Here is an 18,451-nt window from a genome sequence, read left to right as displayed (position 1 = left end):
TTAAAACTGATTAAATTCTGGAAGGGCGGGAAACTTCGCCCAAATAGTAACAATCTTAAAAATGAAAAAACGAATTCTGTTTGAAAGAGGAGGAAATAGCCATGTCTGACCACCCAATTCAAGGTTTGATGACGACTGCAATGGAAAGCTTGAAAGAAATGATTGATGTGAATACCATCATTGGTGATCCGGTGGAAACCCCTGACGGAAGTGTTATATTAACAGTATCTAAGGTTGGTTTTGGATTTGCTGCCGGCGGCAGTGAGTTCAAGCTTGACAGCTCACAATCCCAAGGTCAAGGGCAGAGTCAAGGACAAGGACAAAGTGGGGGCCAGTCAAAGCAGCTGCCATTTGGCGGCGGTAGCGGCGGCGGAGTTTCTATTACCCCAATTGCCTTTTTAATCGTTAACTCTCATGGGGTCAAAATGTTGCATCTCGATGAAAGTACCCACCTCTATGAGAAGATTCTTGAACTTGCGCCGCAGGCAGTTGATAAAATACAGCAAATGTTCTCGAAAAAGGATGAGAATAAACAACAGCAAAACCATCAGCAGCAGCCAAAAGTGGATCTTGAATTATAAGGCAAAGGTTAATCTTCCAGCCTTTTGGGAGGTTAACTTTTTCTTTTGGCCGAAAGTCAGTCGGCGAGTGTTCTTTAGGAATTCAAATAATTGCAAAAAGGCTGTTGAAAAGATATATTTACACTGTACATATTAAAGTCAATCACTCTCCAAGGGAATGACTTTAAAACGACAAAGGAGGATGAAGGAAATGGCAAATGTAACATTTAAAGGCAATAGCGTCACATTACTAGGCAATGAAGTAAAAGTGGGTGACAAGGCACCCAATTTTACGGTACTGGCAAATGATCTATCAGAAGTAACGTTAGAAAGTACAAAAGGGCAAGTTCGTTTAATCACGTCCGTACCTTCTTTAGATACTGGCGTTTGTGATGCGGAAACCCGCCGCTTCAATGAAGAAGCAAACAGCTTAGGAAACGTAAAAGTTTTAACAGTGAGCGTGGACTTACCATTTGCACAAAAGCGCTGGTGTGCTGCAGCAGGAATTGAAAATGTGCAAACACTTTCTGACCACCGCGATCTATCTTTTGGAGAAGCATTTGGGGTTGCAATCCAAGAATTAAGATTACTAACCCGTGCGGTTTTTGTGGTTGACTCGAACGATACTGTAACATATGTAGAATATGTCAGCGAAGCAACGAACCACCCGAATTATGAAGCAGCACTTGAAGCAGCTAGAAACGCAAAATAAAATAGCCAAAGAAAGGCCTCAGTAATTGCGAGGCCTTTTTACTTGTTTAAAAAAACCAAACTCGTATAAAATGAATAAGGAAATTTAGTATTGGAGGGGAAACAATGAAACTTTCTCCAGTGGAGCAGCTATTTACCCTTTTTAATGAAACAGCACTTATTTTACAAGAGGAATTGTCCTGCGGTTACCTGGAGGCCTTGGCGGAGACAGGAGAAAACCTATTTCAGGGTACCATCTTGCAGGAAAAGCTTAGTGAGTTAACGCTAAAGCGTCTAAAGAAAGTATATGAAGAGATCCAATTAGTCAAATATTCCAATGAGGATATTCGAAAAGCCTATCAGCTTGTTATCTTAAAAGGGATGAAGGAAAATGTACAGCCTAATCATCAAATGACCCCAGATTCTGTTGGAATGCTGATGGGGTATCTCGTGGAAAGATTTATTGAGCAGCCATCCTTCCGTCTTCTCGATCCGGCTATTGGAACGGGGAATTTATTAACTACCGTTTTAAATCATGTACATAAAAATATTACGGCAATTGGTGTAGAGATTGACGATATCCTAATCAAACTGGCGTATGTAAATGCTAACTTACAAGAACATCCCATTCAGTTGTTCAATCAGGATGCCCTGGAGCCTTTGTTTATCGATCCGGTTGATGCTGTTATTGCGGATTTGCCGGTTGGCTTTTATCCAAATGACGTGAGAGCGGCAGATTATCAATTACAGGCACCTGAGGGTCATTCCTATTCGCATCATTTATTTATCGAGCAAAGTGTCCGGCATACCACTCCTGGCGGATACTTATTCTTTCTTATACCAAACGGCCTGTTTGAGAGTGAACAGGCACCGCAGCTGCACGAATTTATCAAGGAAAATTTAATTGTTCAAGGACTGCTTCAATTACCAACAAGCATGTTTAAAAATAAAAATTCAGCTAAGAGTATTTTGGTTTTACGAAAAAAAGGGGAAGGTGTTAAGCCGCCAAAGCAAGCATTGCTCGTTAATTTACCAAGCCTGTCAAGCCCTGTTGGTATGGACAATATTCTCTCTAAAATTGAAAAATGGTTTCAAGAAAATAAAGGATAAAACTGAGGAGCCTCCCGGTTTTATCCTTTTTATTTAATTTTCAAAAAATATGAAATTTGTGAAAAGATGAACATTTGCGATGGAACCGTTACCACTGGATTTATCCCTTGAAATGTCTGATTTTCAATGATTAAATGAGAAATTGAGGGAAATAAACAAGATAGGTTTGCACAAAATAAAGTGTACTATTCAATTATCATAAATAACGATGTTGTTATATAAAAGGAGCGGTTATAAAGATGGCGAAGATTATTGCGATTAATGCAGGCAGTTCATCCTTGAAGTTTCAATTGTTTGAAATGCCAAGTGAAGAAGTCATTACAAAAGGACTGATTGAAAGAATTGGCCTAAAAGATTCAATTTTTAATATTACGGCTCATGGTGAAAAGATTCAGGAAATCATAGATATCCCTGACCATGAAGTTGCAGTAAAAATGCTATTAGATAAATTAACAACTTTAGAAATTATTCAATCTTTAGATGAAATCGAAGGAATTGGTCATCGTGTTGTCCATGGTGGAGAATCCTTCGATGATTCAGCATTGATCACAGATGAAGTGCTAAACAAGATTGAGGAACTATCAGAGCTGGCTCCGTTACATAATCCAGCTAATGCAACCGGTATTATAGCGTTTAAACAAGTCCTTCCGAACGTACCAGCAGTTGCTGTTTTCGACACAGCCTTTCATCAAACAATGCCGGAAAGTTCTTTCCTGTACAGTCTTCCCTATCAATATTACAAAGAATATGGCATTCGTAAGTATGGTTTCCATGGTACAAGCCACAAGTATGTATCCCAGCGTGCAGCAGAACTATTAGGCCGCCCTGTTGAACAGCTTCGGTTAATCTCATGTCATTTAGGGAACGGGGCAAGTATTGCTGCTATCGAAGGCGGGAAATCCATCGATACATCCATGGGCTTTACACCACTTGCAGGTGTCACAATGGGGACACGTTCAGGTAATATTGATCCGGCACTTATTCCATACATCATGGAAAAAACCGGCCAGACCGCTGATGAGGTTTTAGATGTGTTAAATAAAAAGAGTGGTATGTTAGCCGTTTCTGGATTTTCAAGCGACTTAAGGGATATTGAAATTGAAGCGAAAAAGGGTAATGAACGGGCTCAGCTGGCATTGGATGTCTTTGCGAATAGAATCCATAAATATATCGGTTCCTATGCTTCCCGTATGAACGGGGTAGATGCCATTATTTTCACTGCTGGTATCGGTGAAAATAGTGACACGATTCGAGAAAATGTCTTAAAAGGTCTTGAATTTATGGGCATCTATTGGGATCCGGCACTTAATAAAGTAAGAGGCGAGGAAGCATTCATCAGCTATCCACATTCACCAGTTAAAGTATTAATTATCCCAACAAATGAAGAAGTAATGATTGCCCGTGACGTTGTTCGTTTAGCGGATGTTCGGTAAAATAATCATAAATAAAAAGACAAAAGCTGAACTGCTTTTGTCTTTTTTAAGTTCCCAATTCTTTGTGATATACTGGAAAAAGAAGCATATTACAGGAAGGGGGCCCCACATATGCCATTGACAAGCAGGGAAACAAGCGTTTTGAATGAAATCCGGTTGTGGGAAGAAAGTTTGCTCAATTATGAGGCAAATGATTTTCAATTAACCTATGAAAAATATTTGGAGCGTTCATTTTTATTGCTGCCAGAAAATGTTCAACGTCAATTTTTTTCGCTTATTGATACGTGGTTATTTCATTTACATGGGTTCATACAGGGCTCGCAGCTTCAAATGGATGCAAAAGAAAGAATACTTTCTTCGGGAAGGGTTTTTCTAAAAAATATAGAAGAAGTAGCGGATTTAAAGCAATTGGACATAGAGCAATTACAATACATAGCAGAACAGCAAATTGCCAGGCATCGGTTTTATTCGTTTGCCCAAGGGGGGCTTGCGGGGACAGGGGGCGCACTTCTGCTCAGTACCGACATTCCTGCAATGGCTGTCATTAATTTAAGGGTCGTGCAATTAATTGCCATGACGTATGGATTTGAAGTCAATACACCATATGAAATGATGACATCACTGAAAGTTTTTCATACGGCTACATTGCCGCCAAGAATCCGGAGAGAGGGCTGGACCTCATTAATGGAGGATTTAGACGGAAATGATGGTCATTATTTTTATCAGGGAAAGGATGAGATTACCGATATTACCTGGCTGGAACAGCCTGTGCAGCAATTATTAAAAGCAATGGTTATTGCCTTGTTTCGAAAAAAAGTCATTCAGGGGATTCCCCTTGTCAGCATGGCCATCGGGGCAGGTGCTAATTATCAATTAACGAGAAAGGTAACGGACCTTGCCCATAAATATTATCAGCTTCGTTACCTCAAAGAAAAAGAGGAGTTTTTAGGATGAGCACGCATGAACATAAAAAAGAAGCACCGAAGTCGGTTACATGTAAAGTGATTACAGTTAGTGACACAAGAAATAAAGAAACAGACAAAAGCGGCAAGCTGATGATGGAACAACTGGAAGGGGCGGGACATTCCATTGTTGATTATGTCATTGTTAAAGATGAGGCATCACACATTAAAAATGAAATCTTAAAGGGCTGCGAACGGGTAGACATTGACGTGATTCTGACGAATGGCGGTACAGGAATTGCAAAGCGTGATGTAACGATTGAAACTGTTCAAAGTCTGCTTGAAAAAGAAATCGTTGGTTTTGGAGAATTATTCAGGATGCTTAGCTATCAAGAGGATATCGGCTCTGCGGCCATTCTTTCGAGGGCCATTGCTGGTGTCGTCAACAATACGGCCGTGTTCTCAACCCCGGGCTCAAGCGGAGCAGTAAAGCTGGCAATGAACAAACTAATCCTGCCTGAGATAGGGCATGTTGTACGAGAAATCAAAAAAGACCTTTAAATCGACTTCGAGAATTGTCCAGCTTCAGCGCCCTAGCGGCTAGTGTCCTTCGCTCCCCACCCTACGATAAGTCAACATCGAATGCGCCTCCGGCTCTTCGTGTTTCCTTTATCTCAGTTGGAGCGCTCCAGGCCATACGCCGCTGACCAGGGCGCTTCCGCTTTTCTTATTGGTGCATTTTGGTGGAGACTGTCTGGTTAGCCCGGTACCAAAGCCAAAGATCATTAATGATGGAGGCAAGGTTTGCGATATCTGTATTTAATTGACAAGAGCGGGGGAAGTCATTTTCATTTGAAAGCTGTTCCTGCTTATAGTTGATTTCCTGCTCGAGCTCAGCGATTCGGTCAGGTATGGAACCGCGGATTTGCTCCCAATTTAAGAGAATCTCCTGCTGCGTTTCTTTGCTGTAATCTTCCCATTCGATTGTCAAATCGGGAACTGAAATTCCAAGACGCGAATCAAAACAAAAATGGTCATTCATTTAAAGGCCTCCATGCTGTGTGGTTGTATATATTTTACTATAGATTGGCCCGTCATTTCACGACAAAACTATTTTCCATGAAAAAAATAAACATGCACGGGGCAAATAACACCGTGCACGTTGGATCATATCTATTCGGTCTCTTTTTCTGTTCTAACAATTAGAACGTCACATGGTGCATATCGGGTAATATGTTCGGAAACACTTCCGATAAAAAATCTTTCCACTACATTCATTCCCGTAGCTCCGCATAGGATTAAATCAATCTTGTGTTTTTTAGCTAAATCTCTAGGGATTCGTATCTTAGGAGAGCCAAATTCAATTTCATACTGTACATCTGTTAATCCGGCTTCTACAGCCTGCCTTTGATAATTTTCCAGCATGTCTTTTGCCAGTTTTTCTGCCCTGTCACCGATGACAGTGTCGTAAGCTTCGATTAAAGCAAATGACCTAGTGTCAATCACATGAACTAGTAGCATAGTAGCTTGATTGCGTTTGGCAATTTCAATCCCTTTTCGAAATGCCCAATCCGCTTCTTTTGATCCATCAATAGCGACTAAAATATTTTGATATTTGAGTCCCATGATCATCATCTCCTCACCTTGATTATACAATATTTAACAACGTATAACTGTTGCAACTTTTCGAACAATAATGTGGTAGACCAACCATGAAAGGGGAAAATGATGATGGGAAAACGGGAACTAAATAACAAGTTTTCATTTCAATTTGAGGAAAAAGGGGTAAATGAAGTAAGTGAACAGATTATGAATTCTTACAATAGTGGTTTTATTGGGGAAGGAACCGCACTTGCTGAAAGCAGCGATTTTACTGCTTCAGAGGAATAAGCAGAATGTCCATAAGGAAAAGGCTGTCCATCAAAGGGGCAGCCTTTTGCAATTTGTAAAGGTAGTCATTTGCCTCGAAAATTCGTCCATAGAGGGCGTTTACCCAAGAATCTACACCCAAACATGCATACTCTTTAGTGTGTGAATCAATAAATAACGAGGAGAGACAAAATGAATAGAGACATGCATTTAATGCCTAAGTATCAAAAATTATTTGTTGGACATCAAGACAATCTAATTCAGGATTCAAGGGTACATCACGGTGGCCACGGAGGTTTTGGCCATCATGGTGGATTTGGCCATCATGGCGGTTTTGGCTATCACGGAGGCTTTGGACATTACGGTGGTTTCGGCCGGCCATATGGATATGGATACGGTTTACCATTTTTAGGGGGACTGGCAGCGGGAGCCTTATTAACAGCACCATATGGATACGGATATGGTTATCCATATTACGGATATCCTTACCCTTACTATTATTAAGGAGTAGTTTTAGAGCTTTGCCCGAAGGGGAAAGCTCTTTGTTACATTTTTCCTGCCAAAAAGGGATATACTAATAGTGACTTGTTTTTTTTTTGATAAATAATTAATGGAGGTAAGCACATGCGGATTGGGGTACCAAAAGAGATAAAAAATAATGAGAATCGGGTAGCAATGACACCAGCCGGGGTAGTTAACCTTGTTAAATTTGGTCATGAGGTTATTATTGAAAAAGGAGCAGGGCTTGGATCCGGGTTTTTGGACGATGAGTATAGCACGAATGGGGCGAGACTTGTAGAAACCGCTGCCGAAGCATGGTCTGCGGATATGGTCATGAAGGTAAAAGAACCGCTGCCAAGCGAATATCAATATTTCCGTGAAGGGTTAATTTTGTTTACATATTTACATCTGGCACCTGAACCGGAATTAACGAAGGCATTGATTGATCATAAAGTAGTCGGGATTGCCTATGAAACAGTTCAGCTGGCGAATAGAAGTCTGCCATTATTAACGCCAATGAGTGAGGTTGCCGGAAGGATGGCAGCACAAGTTGGGGCGCAATTTTTGGAGAGGGTATACGGCGGTAAGGGAATTCTGCTCTCGGGTGTCCCTGGAGTCCAAAGGGGAACTGTTACCATTATTGGCGGCGGTGTAGCTGGTACAAATGCGGCAAAAATGGCAATCGGCTTAGGAGCAAAGGTTACTATCATTGATTTAAATCCGGATCGGCTCCGTCAATTAGATGATATTTTCGGATCTGATGTGACAACATTAATGTCGAACCCTTTCAATATTGCAGAAGCAGTTAAGGAATCCGATTTAGTCATTGGAGCTGTTTTAATCCCTGGTGCGAAGGCGCCAAAGCTTGTTAGTGAAGAAATGATTCAATCAATGAAGCCGGGAAGTGTGGTCGTTGATATCGCGATCGACCAAGGCGGTATCTTTGAAACTACCGATCAAATTACGACACATGATAATCCAACATATGTGAAGCATGGCGTTGTTCATTACGCTGTCGCAAATATGCCTGGTGCAGTACCAAGAACCTCCACTTTTGCGTTAACAAACGTGACCGTACCCTATGCCGTGCTTATCGCAAATAAAGGCTACAAGAAAGCTTGTTTAGAGAATGACGCTTTATTAAAAGGAATTAATACCCTTGACGGGTATGTAACCTATCAAGCAGTTGCTGAAGCACATGGACTGGAATTTTCAGATACAAAAACATTGCTAGAAAAATAGTAAAAAAGAAGAGGGCTTCCCTCTTCTTTTTTTGCAAAATAATAACCAGCCTCACAAAGAAGCTGGTTTGAAAACTTAATATACAGCCGCATTTGCCGTAGTGATATAAGAAAGTTTTAAACCACCACTCCTCAAAGTGGGTGTTCTCAGAAACCTTTCTGCGTGTCCTCCATGTCTTATAGACGGAGGCCTGTCATTCCAGTTTCGATGGTTAAACTCCCTTTTACAGCTTAAAGGTTAAAACTTTATTATGAATACGTACAACGCAGCTCGTATTTGTATATTACCTCAATTTCGATTAGAGTTCAATGTAAAAAAGCTCCAATTTAATTATTTTATAACCTGTAATTCTTTCGGGAATTTAGTTAACACTTTTGCACCGTCTGCACTGATATAAAGATCATCTTCAATTCGAACACCTGCTACGTTTGGAACATAAATTCCCGGTTCGATTGTATAGACCATTCCTTCTTCTATTACCAGTTGGTTCGTTTCAGTCATGGAAGGATACTCATGAACCCCAATTCCAAGACCGTGGCCTAAACGATGTGGAAAATATTCGCCATATCCTGCTTCAGAAATAATTCTGCGGGCAGTAAGGTCAACTTCCGCTGCCGTTACGCCAGGCTTACTTGCCTCAATTGCTGCGAGCTGGGCCTTTAAGACTGTATCATAAATTTCTTTTTGTGTTTCATTAATGTCCCCATATGCAACGGTTCTTGTGATATCGGAACAATAGCGGTCGACCACCACACCTAAATCAAATAATACGAAATCACCTTTTTGAATTTTCGTGCTCCCTGGATTGCCGTGAGGAGAAGCGGCGTTTGCCCCGGTCAACACCATGGTCGAGAACGACATTTCGGTAACACCCTTTTGCTTTAAGGCGTACTCTAAGGCATTAAGGATTTCAAGCTCCGTCTTGCCCTCCTTGATTTCACTTACTCCGAATTCAACGGCAAAATCGGCAAGAGCACAAGCTTCTTCGATGATTTTCAGTTCTTTTGCATCTTTAATCATCCGCAGCTGCCTTACTTTTTCTTCTGCAGAAACAAATGATGCCTTAGGGAATAATTGTGTAAGGTGCTCATAGCGTTCCACATTCATATGCTCTTTTTCAATCGCAGCTTTTGAAACACTGTTGATTCTTTTGTTAATGGAGTTAAGAATCATTTCCCACGGATTTTCGATGTCGTTGTAGCCGATAATTTCATGTTCCCACTCTGAGCGTTTAGCATCCGGCACTTCCATCGCCGGCAAGACGAGAAACGGCTCTTCTTCTTGAAAAACGGCAAGTGCCAGTAATCGTTCGTGCGGATCCGTATAATAGCCGCTTAAATAAAATACATTTTCGGTAGATGTAAGAAAGCAGACGTCAATTCCGTTTTCTTTCATCCATGTTTGAAGCTTAACTAATCGTTGATTCATGTGCAGGGAGCCCCCTTAAAAAAATAAAAATCCTATTTGAGAGTATCAATTTTACTAGTGAAAGTAAACTATCTGACCTTAGCATGCGCTAAAACAAGTGAGTTATGGAAATAAATGAAGAAGGAATTCCCATTTTTTTATGGAAGTACATAATATATCAATTTAAAAGGAGCTGGAATCATGAGAATTTCTTTCCATGGACATTCAGTTGTTCAGATTCAAACAAAGGGAAATACAATTTTAATTGATCCTTTTATTACCGGCAATAGTTTAACGGATTTAAAGGCTGATGAAGTAAAAGCTGATGTGATTATATTATCGCATGGTCATAACGATCATGTCGGAGATACGGTTGCGATAGCGAAAAGAAACGATGCACTTGTGATTGCCAATGCCGATCTTACCGATTTTCTTGGCAAGCAGGGAGTTAAAACCCACGGCATGAATATCGGCGGTGCATATCAATTTGATTTTGGAACGGTAAAGCTTACCCAGGCTTTTCACGGTTCCGGTTATATCACAGATAAAAATGAAATCATCTATTGCGGAATGCCAACGGGGATTTTGTTCAGTAATGAGGGCAAGACAATTTACCACGCCGGCGATACAGGATTATTTTCCGATATGAAGCTGATTGGAGAACGGCATCCGATGGATCTAGCCTTCCTGCCGATCGGTGATAATTTTACTATGGGGCCTGAAGATGCAGCCTATGCTGCAAAATTGCTAAAGGCAAAGCTGGTGGTGCCGATGCACTTCAATACATTCCCGCCAATTAAACAAGACCCATATCAATTTATTGATTTGCTTGAGGACAGAAATGGGAAAGTGTTAGCTCCAGGAGAAGCAATTGAAATTTAACAGGTTTTAGGTATTCATCTACTTTTTTTCCTCCTTTGTGCATAAAGATGAAACAAGCATTATTTTTTAGGAGGAAAAGAAAATGAAAAAGAATCGGTATCTGCTATGTCTCTTGCTCTGTGCCTTTATGCTTTATTTTGCTGTACCAAAATTATCAGTGACTGCAGGAGGAACACAAGGGCTTTTCGCTATTGTGTGGCTTTCATTTGCGTTAATCGTGATTGCCGGTAATCTGACCGGACTTCTTTATAGTCCGAAAAAACAGGTTCAAAGGCATCGGCCGCAGCGCATAAGGAAGAAATCCCGCTCTTTTTAATGAGAATTGTTTGTCATTGTAAGGAACCGCATTGAATCAAGACTTTTTAAACTTTATAATAGAGTTCAGGATAAGATTGTAACTGACTAAATTAGCAGGAATCGAAATATAAAGGGTGAAGGTCTTGGCTACTAAGCATGAACAAATTTTGCATTATATTGATGGACTCCCCATTGGAGAAAAAATATCTGTAAGGCAAATCGCCAAAGCGATGACGGTAAGTGAAGGTACAGCCTATCGAGCGATTAAAGAGGCAGAAAACAAAGGATATGTCAGCACAATTGAACGTGTGGGCACCATTCGAATTGAGCGGAAGAAGAAAGAAAATATTGAAAAGCTTACCTTTGCTGAAGTTGTCAATATCGTTGATGGCCAAGTATTAGGCGGAAGAACGGGCTTGCATAAAACCCTTAATAAATTTGTGATTGGCGCGATGAAGCTTGAGGCGATGATGCGCTACACTGAGGCCGGTAACCTTTTGATTGTAGGGAACAGAACACAAGCGCATGAGTTAGCTTTAAAAGCAGGAGCTGCCGTACTGATCACTGGCGGATTTGATTCGGAGGATCATGTGAAAAAACTGGCAGATAAATTAGAGCTCCCGGTTATTTCATCAAGCTATGACACTTTTACTGTTGCCACGATGATTAATCGGGCTATTTACGATCAATTGATCAAAAAGGAAATTATTTTAGTTGAAGATATTTTAACACCACTTGCAGATACTTATTATCTTAAAACAAATGACAAGGTGTCAAAATGGCATGAATTGAATAAACAAACAACGCACAGCCGCTACCCGGTTGTGGATCAAAACATGAAGATTCAAGGAATGGTGACTAGTAAGGACATTTTAGGTCAGGATGTTGAGATTTCTATTGATAAGATTATGACTAAACATCCGATGACAGTAAATGGGAAAACGAGTGTTGCTTCCACTGCCCATACAATGGTCTGGGAAGGGATTGAGGTTCTTCCGGTTTCTGATGATGCTAATCGTTTAGAAGGAATTATCAGCAGGCAGGATGTTTTAAAGGCACTTCAAATGAATCAAAGGCAGCCGCAGGTTGGCGAAACGCTTGATGACATTGTCACTAATCAAATGGTATTAATGCAGGGGAAACCGAAAGGCGAAGAGGTATATTCCTGTGAAGTGACACCGCAAATGACCAATCACCTAGGAACCATTTCATACGGCGTATTTACCACCATTGTGGCAGATGCGGCCAACCGGGTATTGAAAAGCTATAAAAAAGGTGACCTTGTAGTAGAAAATATGTCGATTTACTTTATCAAACCCGTTCAAATGGAGAGCAAATTGGAAATTTTCCCAAAAATTCTTGAGGTAGGACGGAAATTTGGAAAAGTAGATGTGGAAGTATTCAACGAAGGGATATTAGTTGGTAAAGCCATGATGATGTGTCAATTGATTGATAGAAACTAAGAGATCATCCATAGTCAAAAGGGTCTGACCCATGTGGTCAGACCCTTTGTGTAATATTTATTTCTGGGCATCAATCATATTGGCTTCCTCAATCGCGAATGGGAGGTAATGTTTGTATTTTTTGAAGCCGATCCAGGTGAATACGGCCCCATAAATCGTAAATATGGCTGCAACAATATAAGTTACGGTTGATTCGGATATGAATAGAAGATGATTCATGCCAAATAAGCAGACAAAAAGGCCGAGGGCAATATTTGATTTTGCAGAAAGCCATTTCTTTTCTACTTGACGGTTGCTTCTGAAGTATTTTGTTTTATAAAATAGATAGAAGGCAAATGACACAGCAATTAAAACAACAAGTACCAACATAATAGGTTCCTCCATGTTCCTAAAAATCTTCTCCTATTTTATCGTGTATTTTTAAAAAAAGCCATTATTGGTTCATAAGGAGCAATGTCCATGATTGAGCAAATATTAGCAGCTATCGAACAATATGAAACCATCATTGTCCATCGACACGTTCGACCTGACCCGGATGCCTATGGTTCACAGGGCGGTTTAGCTGCAATTCTACAAGAATCCTATCCCGAAAAAAAGATTTATGCAGTGGGGCAGGAAGAACCCACACTCCATTACATGCGCAGATTAGATGTGATTGAAGATGAGGTATATAAGGGTGCTTTGGTCATTGTTTGTGATACTGCTAATGCTGAAAGAATATGTGACAAGCGTTACACGCTGGGTGATAAGCTAATAAAAATTGATCACCATCCAAACGAAGATCCTTACGGTGATTTATTATGGGTCGATACAACGGCAAGCTCGTGCAGTGAAATGATCTATGAATTTTATTTAAACGGAAAGGCTTCAGGCTTGAAAATGAATGATGAGGCGGCAAGACTTTTATTTGCCGGAATTGTTGGGGATACGGGAAGGTTTCTATTTCCAAGTACAACTGAAAAGACGTTTGAGTATGCCGGTGAATTGATTCACTACCATTTTTCCCGCACCGAACTTTTTGATAAAATGTATGAATTAGATCCTAAGATTATTAAGCTGAACGGTTATATTCTGCAAAATTTTGACCTTCAGCCAAACGGTGTTGCCTCTGTGAAGCTTACAAGGGATTTATTGAAAGCGTATGATGCTAGGCCGGCAGAAGCATCCTTGCTGGTGGGGTCATTAGGTGATGTTAAAGGAATTAAAGCGTGGGTCTTTTTCATTGAGGAAGATGATCAAATACGGGTACGTCTCCGTTCAAAGGGTCCAGTGATTAATGGTGTAGCAAGGAAGTTCAATGGTGGCGGGCATCCGCTTGCCTCAGGTGCATCGATATATTCATGGGACGAAGTGGATCATGTCTTAAGGGAATTGGCAGTGGTTTGCGAAAATTATCAGAAGTAACAATAGTTAAACGGCCCAATCGCGGGCCGTTTACTCAAATTGAATCTCCAGCTGAATCGTAACGTTTGTATAAATGACCATTTCTTTTATTTTTAGTTTGTATCTTTTTTTATTGATTTCTACCGGTTTGTTTTCAATCGTTTTTTTTAGCAGATCCCTGCTCTTATAGACTGTGTCTAAATCTTTTGCCAGCATCATACTAATATCGTCCCGAACAGAGTTTTCCGTTTCAAGAACACTTAATAAGTCTAGTTTGTATTTATCCGCATTTATGATTTTTATCGTAAACTTCTGGACTGTTAACTGCTCAATATTTCGTTTGTTCAATTCTTTATATTCTTCCTGCCAAATCTTTTTCTCATTATTTAAGTCAACGATATCCTCCTGCTGCTTTCGAATCAATTCCGAATTCTTCTCCTGCCAGACACCATAAATATAAAGAAAAATACACCAGCTGATGGCACCCCCAATAGCCATCCCGGAAAAAAAACGCTGCCATGAGGGTCTGCGATACAATGGTGGAATTCTCATGATGAAATATACTCCTGGGTGAGCCAATTAATAATGAGAGCACCTGTCTGGGCGCCGCCTAAGGCTGAAAGAATTAATAATAATTGTTTGAACAAATCCTTGGTTCCCGCATCCAAAAAGCCTTTTTCAAATGTGTAAACCGTATCAAATGTCCCGCCGATTGCCGCTACAATGGCCCATATTCGGAGTGCTGATGACAAGCGATAGACGGTTGTAAGTGGTGGTTGTCCAGTTAAAAAGGAGGCAATCCCGCCAATTAATGAACCGCCAAGCAAGACTCCTAAGGCAATAAAATAGCTTTCAATAAATGCAGGAAAAAAACCAATTTCTTTCATCCCTTCAACCGCCTTTATCCATAATCTTTCCGTCTATATTCATTTATATGGACAAAGGATTCTGTTTATGTTTAGAGATAAGAAGAGATAAAATTTGGACTTTGAGAAATGTCCAGCTCCAGCGCCCTAGCGGCTAGTGTCCTTCGCGCTCCGCCCTACGATAAGTCAACATCGATTCGCCTCCGGCTTATCGTGTTTCCTTTATCTCAGTTGGAGTGCTCCAGGCCATACGCCGCTGACCAGGACGCTTCCGCTTTTCTTTTAAAAACAGAACATATTTTCCTTTTTTGTGATAAAGATTTATAATAATGATAGATAATAAGTTTAAGGAACGGTGGAACGATATGTCATTTATTCACCTTCATGTTTATAGTGCCTATAGTTTGCTTACAAGTACGGCATCCGTCGCAGATCTAATTGAAAATGCCAAACGAAAAGGTTTTACTACCCTCGCCTTAACGGATAGAAATGTCATGTACGGAACAATTGAATTTTATAAGCTTTGTAAAAAAAATCATTTGAATCCAATTATGGGGTTAACGGTTGATGTAGAAAGCGAGATTACCGCAAACGAATCCTACCCGCTTGTTTTATTGGCAGAAAATCAACAAGGATTTCGTAATCTCTTGAAAATCTCCAGTGCTGTCCAAACAAAGGCCGATCAGGGGATACCGCAAAAGTGGCTGAAGCATTATTCAGAGGGGCTTATTGCTATCACACCCGGATTGGAAGGGGAAATTGAACAGTCTCTTTTAAGCGGTAAGGATGAGATTGCAAGAAAGCTTATTAGAAAATTTGACGCAATCTTTGGGAATGGCAGCTTCTTTCTCTCGCTTCAAAATCACGAGCTCGAACAAGAAGCAATGATTAGAAATCAATTTCTTGAGATGGCAAACGAGTTACATGTGCCCGTTGTTGCAACAAACCGGGTACATTATTTAGAAAAAGATGACAGCTTCGCTCATGAGTGTTTGATGGCGATTAAGAATGGCGATAAGTTACAGGATGAACATCGGGAAAAGCTCGAAAGTGAGCAATTTTATTTAAAGTCGGCAGCTGAAATGGCGGATTGCTTCTCAGAAAATCCCGATGCACTTGAAAATACACTTCGAATTGCGAACAGATGCAGCGTAAATATTGAACTAAATAAAACTTACCTCCCGTCATTCCCAACCGAAAATAATCTACCCCCAGATGAATATCTCGAAATGTTGTGTAAGCAGGGACTCCAAGAACGTTTATCTGGGCCGTCAAAGGAATATGTTGAACGACTTTCCTTTGAATTATCCGTGATAAGAAGGATGAAATTTAGCAACTACTTTCTAATTGTCTGGGATTTTATGAGATATGCTCGGGAAAAAGGGATTTTGACTGGGCCGGGACGAGGCTCGGCGGCAGGCTCGCTTGTTGCTTATGTTTTATATATAACCGACGTGGACCCAATCGAACATAACTTATTGTTTGAACGATTTTTAAATCCTGAGCGGGTCTCGATGCCGGATATTGATATTGATTTTCCCGATCACCGCCGTGAAGAAGTAATTGAATATGTCGCCGAGAAATACGGTGAACTCCATGTCGCGCAAATAGTCACCTTCGGAACTATGGCGGCCAAAGCGGCAGTTAGAGATGTTGGAAGGGCATTCGGGCTAAATGCAAAAGAACTCGAGCAATTATCTAGAACGATTCCTTCAAGGGTAGGAATAAACCTAAATGCCGCCTTTAAAGAATCTGAACCATTAAGAAGGTTTGTCAATGAAACATCGCTAAACCGCAGGTTGTTTGAGACCGCATTAAAGCTTGAGGGCCTGCCGCGGCATACATCGACGCATGCAGCAGGTGTGGTCATAAGCGAGAAGCAGCTGATTGAATTAATTCCAATCCAAAGCGGGTCAAACCATGTTTATTTAACCCAATACTCAATGGAATACCTCGAAGAGCTTGGACTTTTGAAAATGGATTTTCTTGGCCTTAGGAACCTTTCCCTCATAGAAACCATTCTTTCCTCCATTTACCGCCAAACAGGGCGGAAACTGGATATTGGACGAATTCCATTGGACGACACAAAGACCTTCGAATTGCTTGCAAAGGGTGAAACAACGGGGATTTTTCAGCTGGAATCAGAAGGAATGCGGAAGGTATTAACCCGGCTAAAGCCTTCACGTTTTGAGGATATTGTCGCCGTCAATGCATTGTACCGCCCGGGACCAATGGAAAATATCCCGCTCTTTATCGATCGAAAACACGGCCGGAAGGCAGTTGAATATCCACATCCCGATTTGGAGCCAATCCTGGAAAATACATATGGGGTGATTGTCTATCAGGAGCAAATCATCCAGATCGCTTCCAAGATGGCGGGATTCTCACTTGGTGAAGCGGACCTTTTAAGACGGGCAGTTGGAAAAAAGCAAAAAGAAGTATTGGACAAAGAGCGGAATCATTTTGTCCAAGGAGCCCTGAAAAAGGGATATAACCAAGCACTAGCTAATGATATCTATGATTTAATTGTCCGGTTTGCCAATTATGGCTTTAACCGGAGCCATGCTGTTGCTTACAGCATGATCGCTTATCAGCTGGCCTTTTTAAAAGCCAATTATTCGCTGTATTTTATGGCAGGCCTCTTGACATCGGCCATCGGTAATGAGACCAAAATTGCCCAATACATTTTGGAAACAAGGCAAAAGGATCTCGTTGTTCTGCCGCCATCTATTAATCATAGTGCTTACTCATTCCAAGTAGAAAAAGCGGGGGCCATTCGTTATAGTCTTGCAGCAATTAAAAGCGTTGGCGCAGCCGCATTAAAGGAAATCTTTCAATCAAGGAAACGAAAGAAATTTGATGACCTATTTGATTTTTGTATCAGGGTTTCACCAAAAGCAATTAATCGCAAAACACTGGAGCACCTGGTTCATGCTGGATGCTTTGATGAATTTGGTGAAGACCGCGCCGTTTTGCTGGCAAGCTTGGATGTAGCTATTGAACATGCCCAAATTTTCAAACCTGATGATGCGAACCAATTTGCCTTATTTGAGGATGAAATGATCCCAAAACCGAAATATGTTCCGGTTGATTCTATTAGTCTGGAAAATAAGCTGACATTTGAAAAAGAGGCGCTTGGTTTTTACCTCTCAGATCACCCAATTTCTATTTATGAAAAAGAACTCAAGCGGTGCGGAGCCTATTTATTGTATCAATTAAGAAGTGACAATAAACGAGCTGCATCCGGTGTTTATCTTTCAGCAGTGAAATCGATTCGTACCAAAAAAGGTGATTCCATGGCCTTTTTAACAATAAGTGATGCCAGCGGTGAAATGGAGGCCGTCGCATTTCCAACAGTTTTTAAAAAATACCATTCCCTATTACGGCAGGGGAATTTTGTCCTGCTGCAGGGTAAAATTGAAGAGCGAGATGGGACACTGCAATTTATCATTCAGCAGGTGTCAGATTTAGATCAATGGCTAAAAGCAAACGCGATCAACCAGCAGGTTCTATACTTGAAAATTTCCTCGCAGCAGGATGAGCAATTGCTCCAAAGAATCAATCAGCTGTTAAAAGGAAATAAAGGCGATGCAGGTGTCATTTTGCATTATGAAGAGACCCGTAAAACAGTAAAGTTAACGGCAGATAACAATGTCAATCCAACTCCCGAAGTGTTACAGCAATTAAGAAATTTACTTGGGTCAAAAAGTGTTGTCTTAAAAGATTAATTCTTTACAACTTTCGAAGATATGATATAGTGGTAAGGAGACGAGTGTGGTCTGACCACTGTAGTTGAATTAAATTTTATGGGATGTTTATTAATCTTTTTTGAATCATTTAAGGGGT

20 protein-coding genes and 1 other RNA gene are annotated in these 18,451 nt (G+C 40.7%); 14 read left to right on the top strand and 7 right to left on the bottom strand.

Going from position 1 to position 18,451, the window contains the following annotated elements:
- The first annotated feature begins 101 nt into the window (after positions 1-101).
- The 6 genes from ytfJ (at position 102) to ACO1D1_RS19690 (ending at position 5,256) form a co-directional block, all read left to right on the top strand.
- Complete coding sequence (ytfJ, locus tag ACO1D1_RS19715; RefSeq protein ID WP_149871247.1) at positions 102-581, top strand: GerW family sporulation protein; 480 nt, start codon at positions 102-104, stop codon at positions 579-581.
- A gap of 190 nt (positions 582-771) precedes the next feature.
- Entirely contained in the window at positions 772-1,272 is a 501-nt protein-coding gene (gene tpx, locus ACO1D1_RS19710; RefSeq protein ID WP_149871246.1) for a thiol peroxidase, read from the top strand.
- A gap of 104 nt (positions 1,273-1,376) precedes the next feature.
- Positions 1,377-2,360, top strand: a complete 984-nt coding sequence (locus ACO1D1_RS19705) for a class I SAM-dependent methyltransferase (protein ID WP_423336811.1) — start codon at positions 1,377-1,379, stop codon at positions 2,358-2,360.
- Positions 2,361-2,599: 239 nt separating this feature from the next.
- Positions 2,600-3,793 (top strand): acetate kinase, encoded by a 1,194-nt coding sequence (locus ACO1D1_RS19700; RefSeq protein ID WP_149871244.1) that lies wholly within the window; start codon positions 2,600-2,602, stop codon positions 3,791-3,793.
- A gap of 111 nt (positions 3,794-3,904) precedes the next feature.
- Complete coding sequence (locus ACO1D1_RS19695) at positions 3,905-4,747, top strand: EcsC family protein (RefSeq protein ID WP_149871243.1); 843 nt, start codon at positions 3,905-3,907, stop codon at positions 4,745-4,747.
- Positions 4,744-5,256: a MogA/MoaB family molybdenum cofactor biosynthesis protein gene (locus ACO1D1_RS19690; RefSeq protein ID WP_149871242.1), complete on the top strand. Its 513-nt coding sequence runs from the start codon at positions 4,744-4,746 to the stop codon at positions 5,254-5,256. Before ACO1D1_RS19695 ends, ACO1D1_RS19690 begins: the two co-directional genes overlap by 4 nt.
- A 166-nt stretch (positions 5,257-5,422) precedes the next feature.
- Here the strand turns inward: ACO1D1_RS19690 and ACO1D1_RS19685 are convergent, their stop codons facing one another.
- Positions 5,423-5,737 (bottom strand): hypothetical protein, encoded by a 315-nt coding sequence (locus ACO1D1_RS19685; protein ID WP_149871241.1) that lies wholly within the window; start codon positions 5,735-5,737, stop codon positions 5,423-5,425.
- Between the two features lie 131 nt (positions 5,738-5,868).
- Positions 5,869-6,321 carry a universal stress protein gene (locus ACO1D1_RS19680; protein ID WP_149871240.1) on the bottom strand — a complete coding sequence of 151 codons (453 nt, stop codon included), beginning with the start codon at positions 6,319-6,321 and terminating at the stop codon, positions 5,869-5,871.
- A gap of 99 nt (positions 6,322-6,420) precedes the next feature.
- Between ACO1D1_RS19680 and ACO1D1_RS19675 the strand changes: the two genes are divergently transcribed.
- The 3 genes from ACO1D1_RS19675 to ald all read left to right on the top strand — a co-directional run bounded on the left by ACO1D1_RS19675 (position 6,421) and on the right by ald (position 8,307).
- Positions 6,421-6,585, top strand: coding sequence for a hypothetical protein (locus tag ACO1D1_RS19675; RefSeq protein ID WP_423336810.1), 165 nt, complete (start codon positions 6,421-6,423; stop codon positions 6,583-6,585).
- A 171-nt stretch (positions 6,586-6,756) separates the two neighbouring features.
- The gene (locus ACO1D1_RS19670) at positions 6,757-7,068 is read left to right on the top strand and encodes a hypothetical protein (protein ID WP_317845669.1); all 312 of its coding nucleotides are present in this window, start codon (positions 6,757-6,759) and stop codon (positions 7,066-7,068) included.
- Positions 7,069-7,188: 120 nt separating this feature from the next.
- Positions 7,189-8,307: an alanine dehydrogenase gene (ald, locus tag ACO1D1_RS19665; RefSeq protein ID WP_423336809.1), complete on the top strand. Its 1,119-nt coding sequence runs from the start codon at positions 7,189-7,191 to the stop codon at positions 8,305-8,307.
- A gap of 80 nt (positions 8,308-8,387) precedes the next feature.
- Here ald and ssrS read toward each other — a convergent pair.
- Together ssrS and ACO1D1_RS19655 are read right to left on the bottom strand one after the other, a co-directional pair.
- Positions 8,388-8,582, bottom strand: a non-coding RNA gene (gene ssrS / locus ACO1D1_RS19660) — 6S RNA.
- Between the two features lie 55 nt (positions 8,583-8,637).
- Complete coding sequence (locus ACO1D1_RS19655; protein ID WP_423336808.1) at positions 8,638-9,735, bottom strand: M24 family metallopeptidase; 1,098 nt, start codon at positions 9,733-9,735, stop codon at positions 8,638-8,640.
- 180 nt (positions 9,736-9,915) lie between these two features.
- Here ACO1D1_RS19655 and ACO1D1_RS19650 point away from each other — a divergent pair, with 180 nt between their 5' ends.
- From ACO1D1_RS19650 to ACO1D1_RS19640, 3 genes are all read left to right on the top strand, one after another.
- The gene (locus ACO1D1_RS19650; RefSeq protein ID WP_149871237.1) at positions 9,916-10,596 is read left to right on the top strand and encodes a metal-dependent hydrolase; all 681 of its coding nucleotides are present in this window, start codon (positions 9,916-9,918) and stop codon (positions 10,594-10,596) included.
- 82 nt (positions 10,597-10,678) lie between these two features.
- Positions 10,679-10,912, top strand: coding sequence for a hypothetical protein (locus tag ACO1D1_RS19645; protein ID WP_149871236.1), 234 nt, complete (start codon positions 10,679-10,681; stop codon positions 10,910-10,912).
- Between the two features lie 124 nt (positions 10,913-11,036).
- On the top strand, positions 11,037-12,356 hold the full coding sequence (locus ACO1D1_RS19640; RefSeq protein ID WP_149871235.1) for a CBS domain-containing protein: 1,320 nt from the start codon (positions 11,037-11,039) through the stop codon (positions 12,354-12,356).
- 57 nt (positions 12,357-12,413) lie between these two features.
- Here the strand turns inward: ACO1D1_RS19640 and ACO1D1_RS19635 are convergent, their stop codons facing one another.
- Complete coding sequence (locus ACO1D1_RS19635) at positions 12,414-12,725, bottom strand: YtpI family protein (protein ID WP_149872768.1); 312 nt, start codon at positions 12,723-12,725, stop codon at positions 12,414-12,416.
- 90 nt (positions 12,726-12,815) lie between these two features.
- Between ACO1D1_RS19635 and ACO1D1_RS19630 the strand changes: the two genes are divergently transcribed.
- Positions 12,816-13,760, top strand: a complete 945-nt coding sequence (locus tag ACO1D1_RS19630; RefSeq protein ID WP_149871234.1) for a DHH family phosphoesterase — start codon at positions 12,816-12,818, stop codon at positions 13,758-13,760.
- Positions 13,761-13,790: 30 nt separating this feature from the next.
- Here the strand turns inward: ACO1D1_RS19630 and ytrI are convergent, their stop codons facing one another.
- Both ytrI and ACO1D1_RS19620 read right to left on the bottom strand, forming a co-directional pair.
- Positions 13,791-14,291 (bottom strand): sporulation membrane protein YtrI, encoded by a 501-nt coding sequence (ytrI, locus tag ACO1D1_RS19625; protein WP_423336807.1) that lies wholly within the window; start codon positions 14,289-14,291, stop codon positions 13,791-13,793.
- Complete coding sequence (locus ACO1D1_RS19620; RefSeq protein WP_149871232.1) at positions 14,288-14,626, bottom strand: YtrH family sporulation protein; 339 nt, start codon at positions 14,624-14,626, stop codon at positions 14,288-14,290. Before ACO1D1_RS19620 ends, ytrI begins: the two co-directional genes overlap by 4 nt.
- A 344-nt stretch (positions 14,627-14,970) precedes the next feature.
- Between ACO1D1_RS19620 and dnaE the strand changes: the two genes are divergently transcribed.
- The gene (gene dnaE, locus ACO1D1_RS19615) at positions 14,971-18,333 is read left to right on the top strand and encodes a DNA polymerase III subunit alpha (RefSeq protein WP_423336806.1); all 3,363 of its coding nucleotides are present in this window, start codon (positions 14,971-14,973) and stop codon (positions 18,331-18,333) included.
- Positions 18,334-18,451 lie beyond the last annotated feature (118 nt).

It is taken from the genome of Neobacillus sp. 19 (assembly GCF_049463095.1).
Taxonomy (GTDB): Bacteria; Bacillota; Bacilli; order Bacillales; family Cytobacillaceae; genus Neobacillus.
Note: the sequence above shows the minus strand (reverse complement) of the source record. Positions and strands in the feature narration are given on the sequence as shown.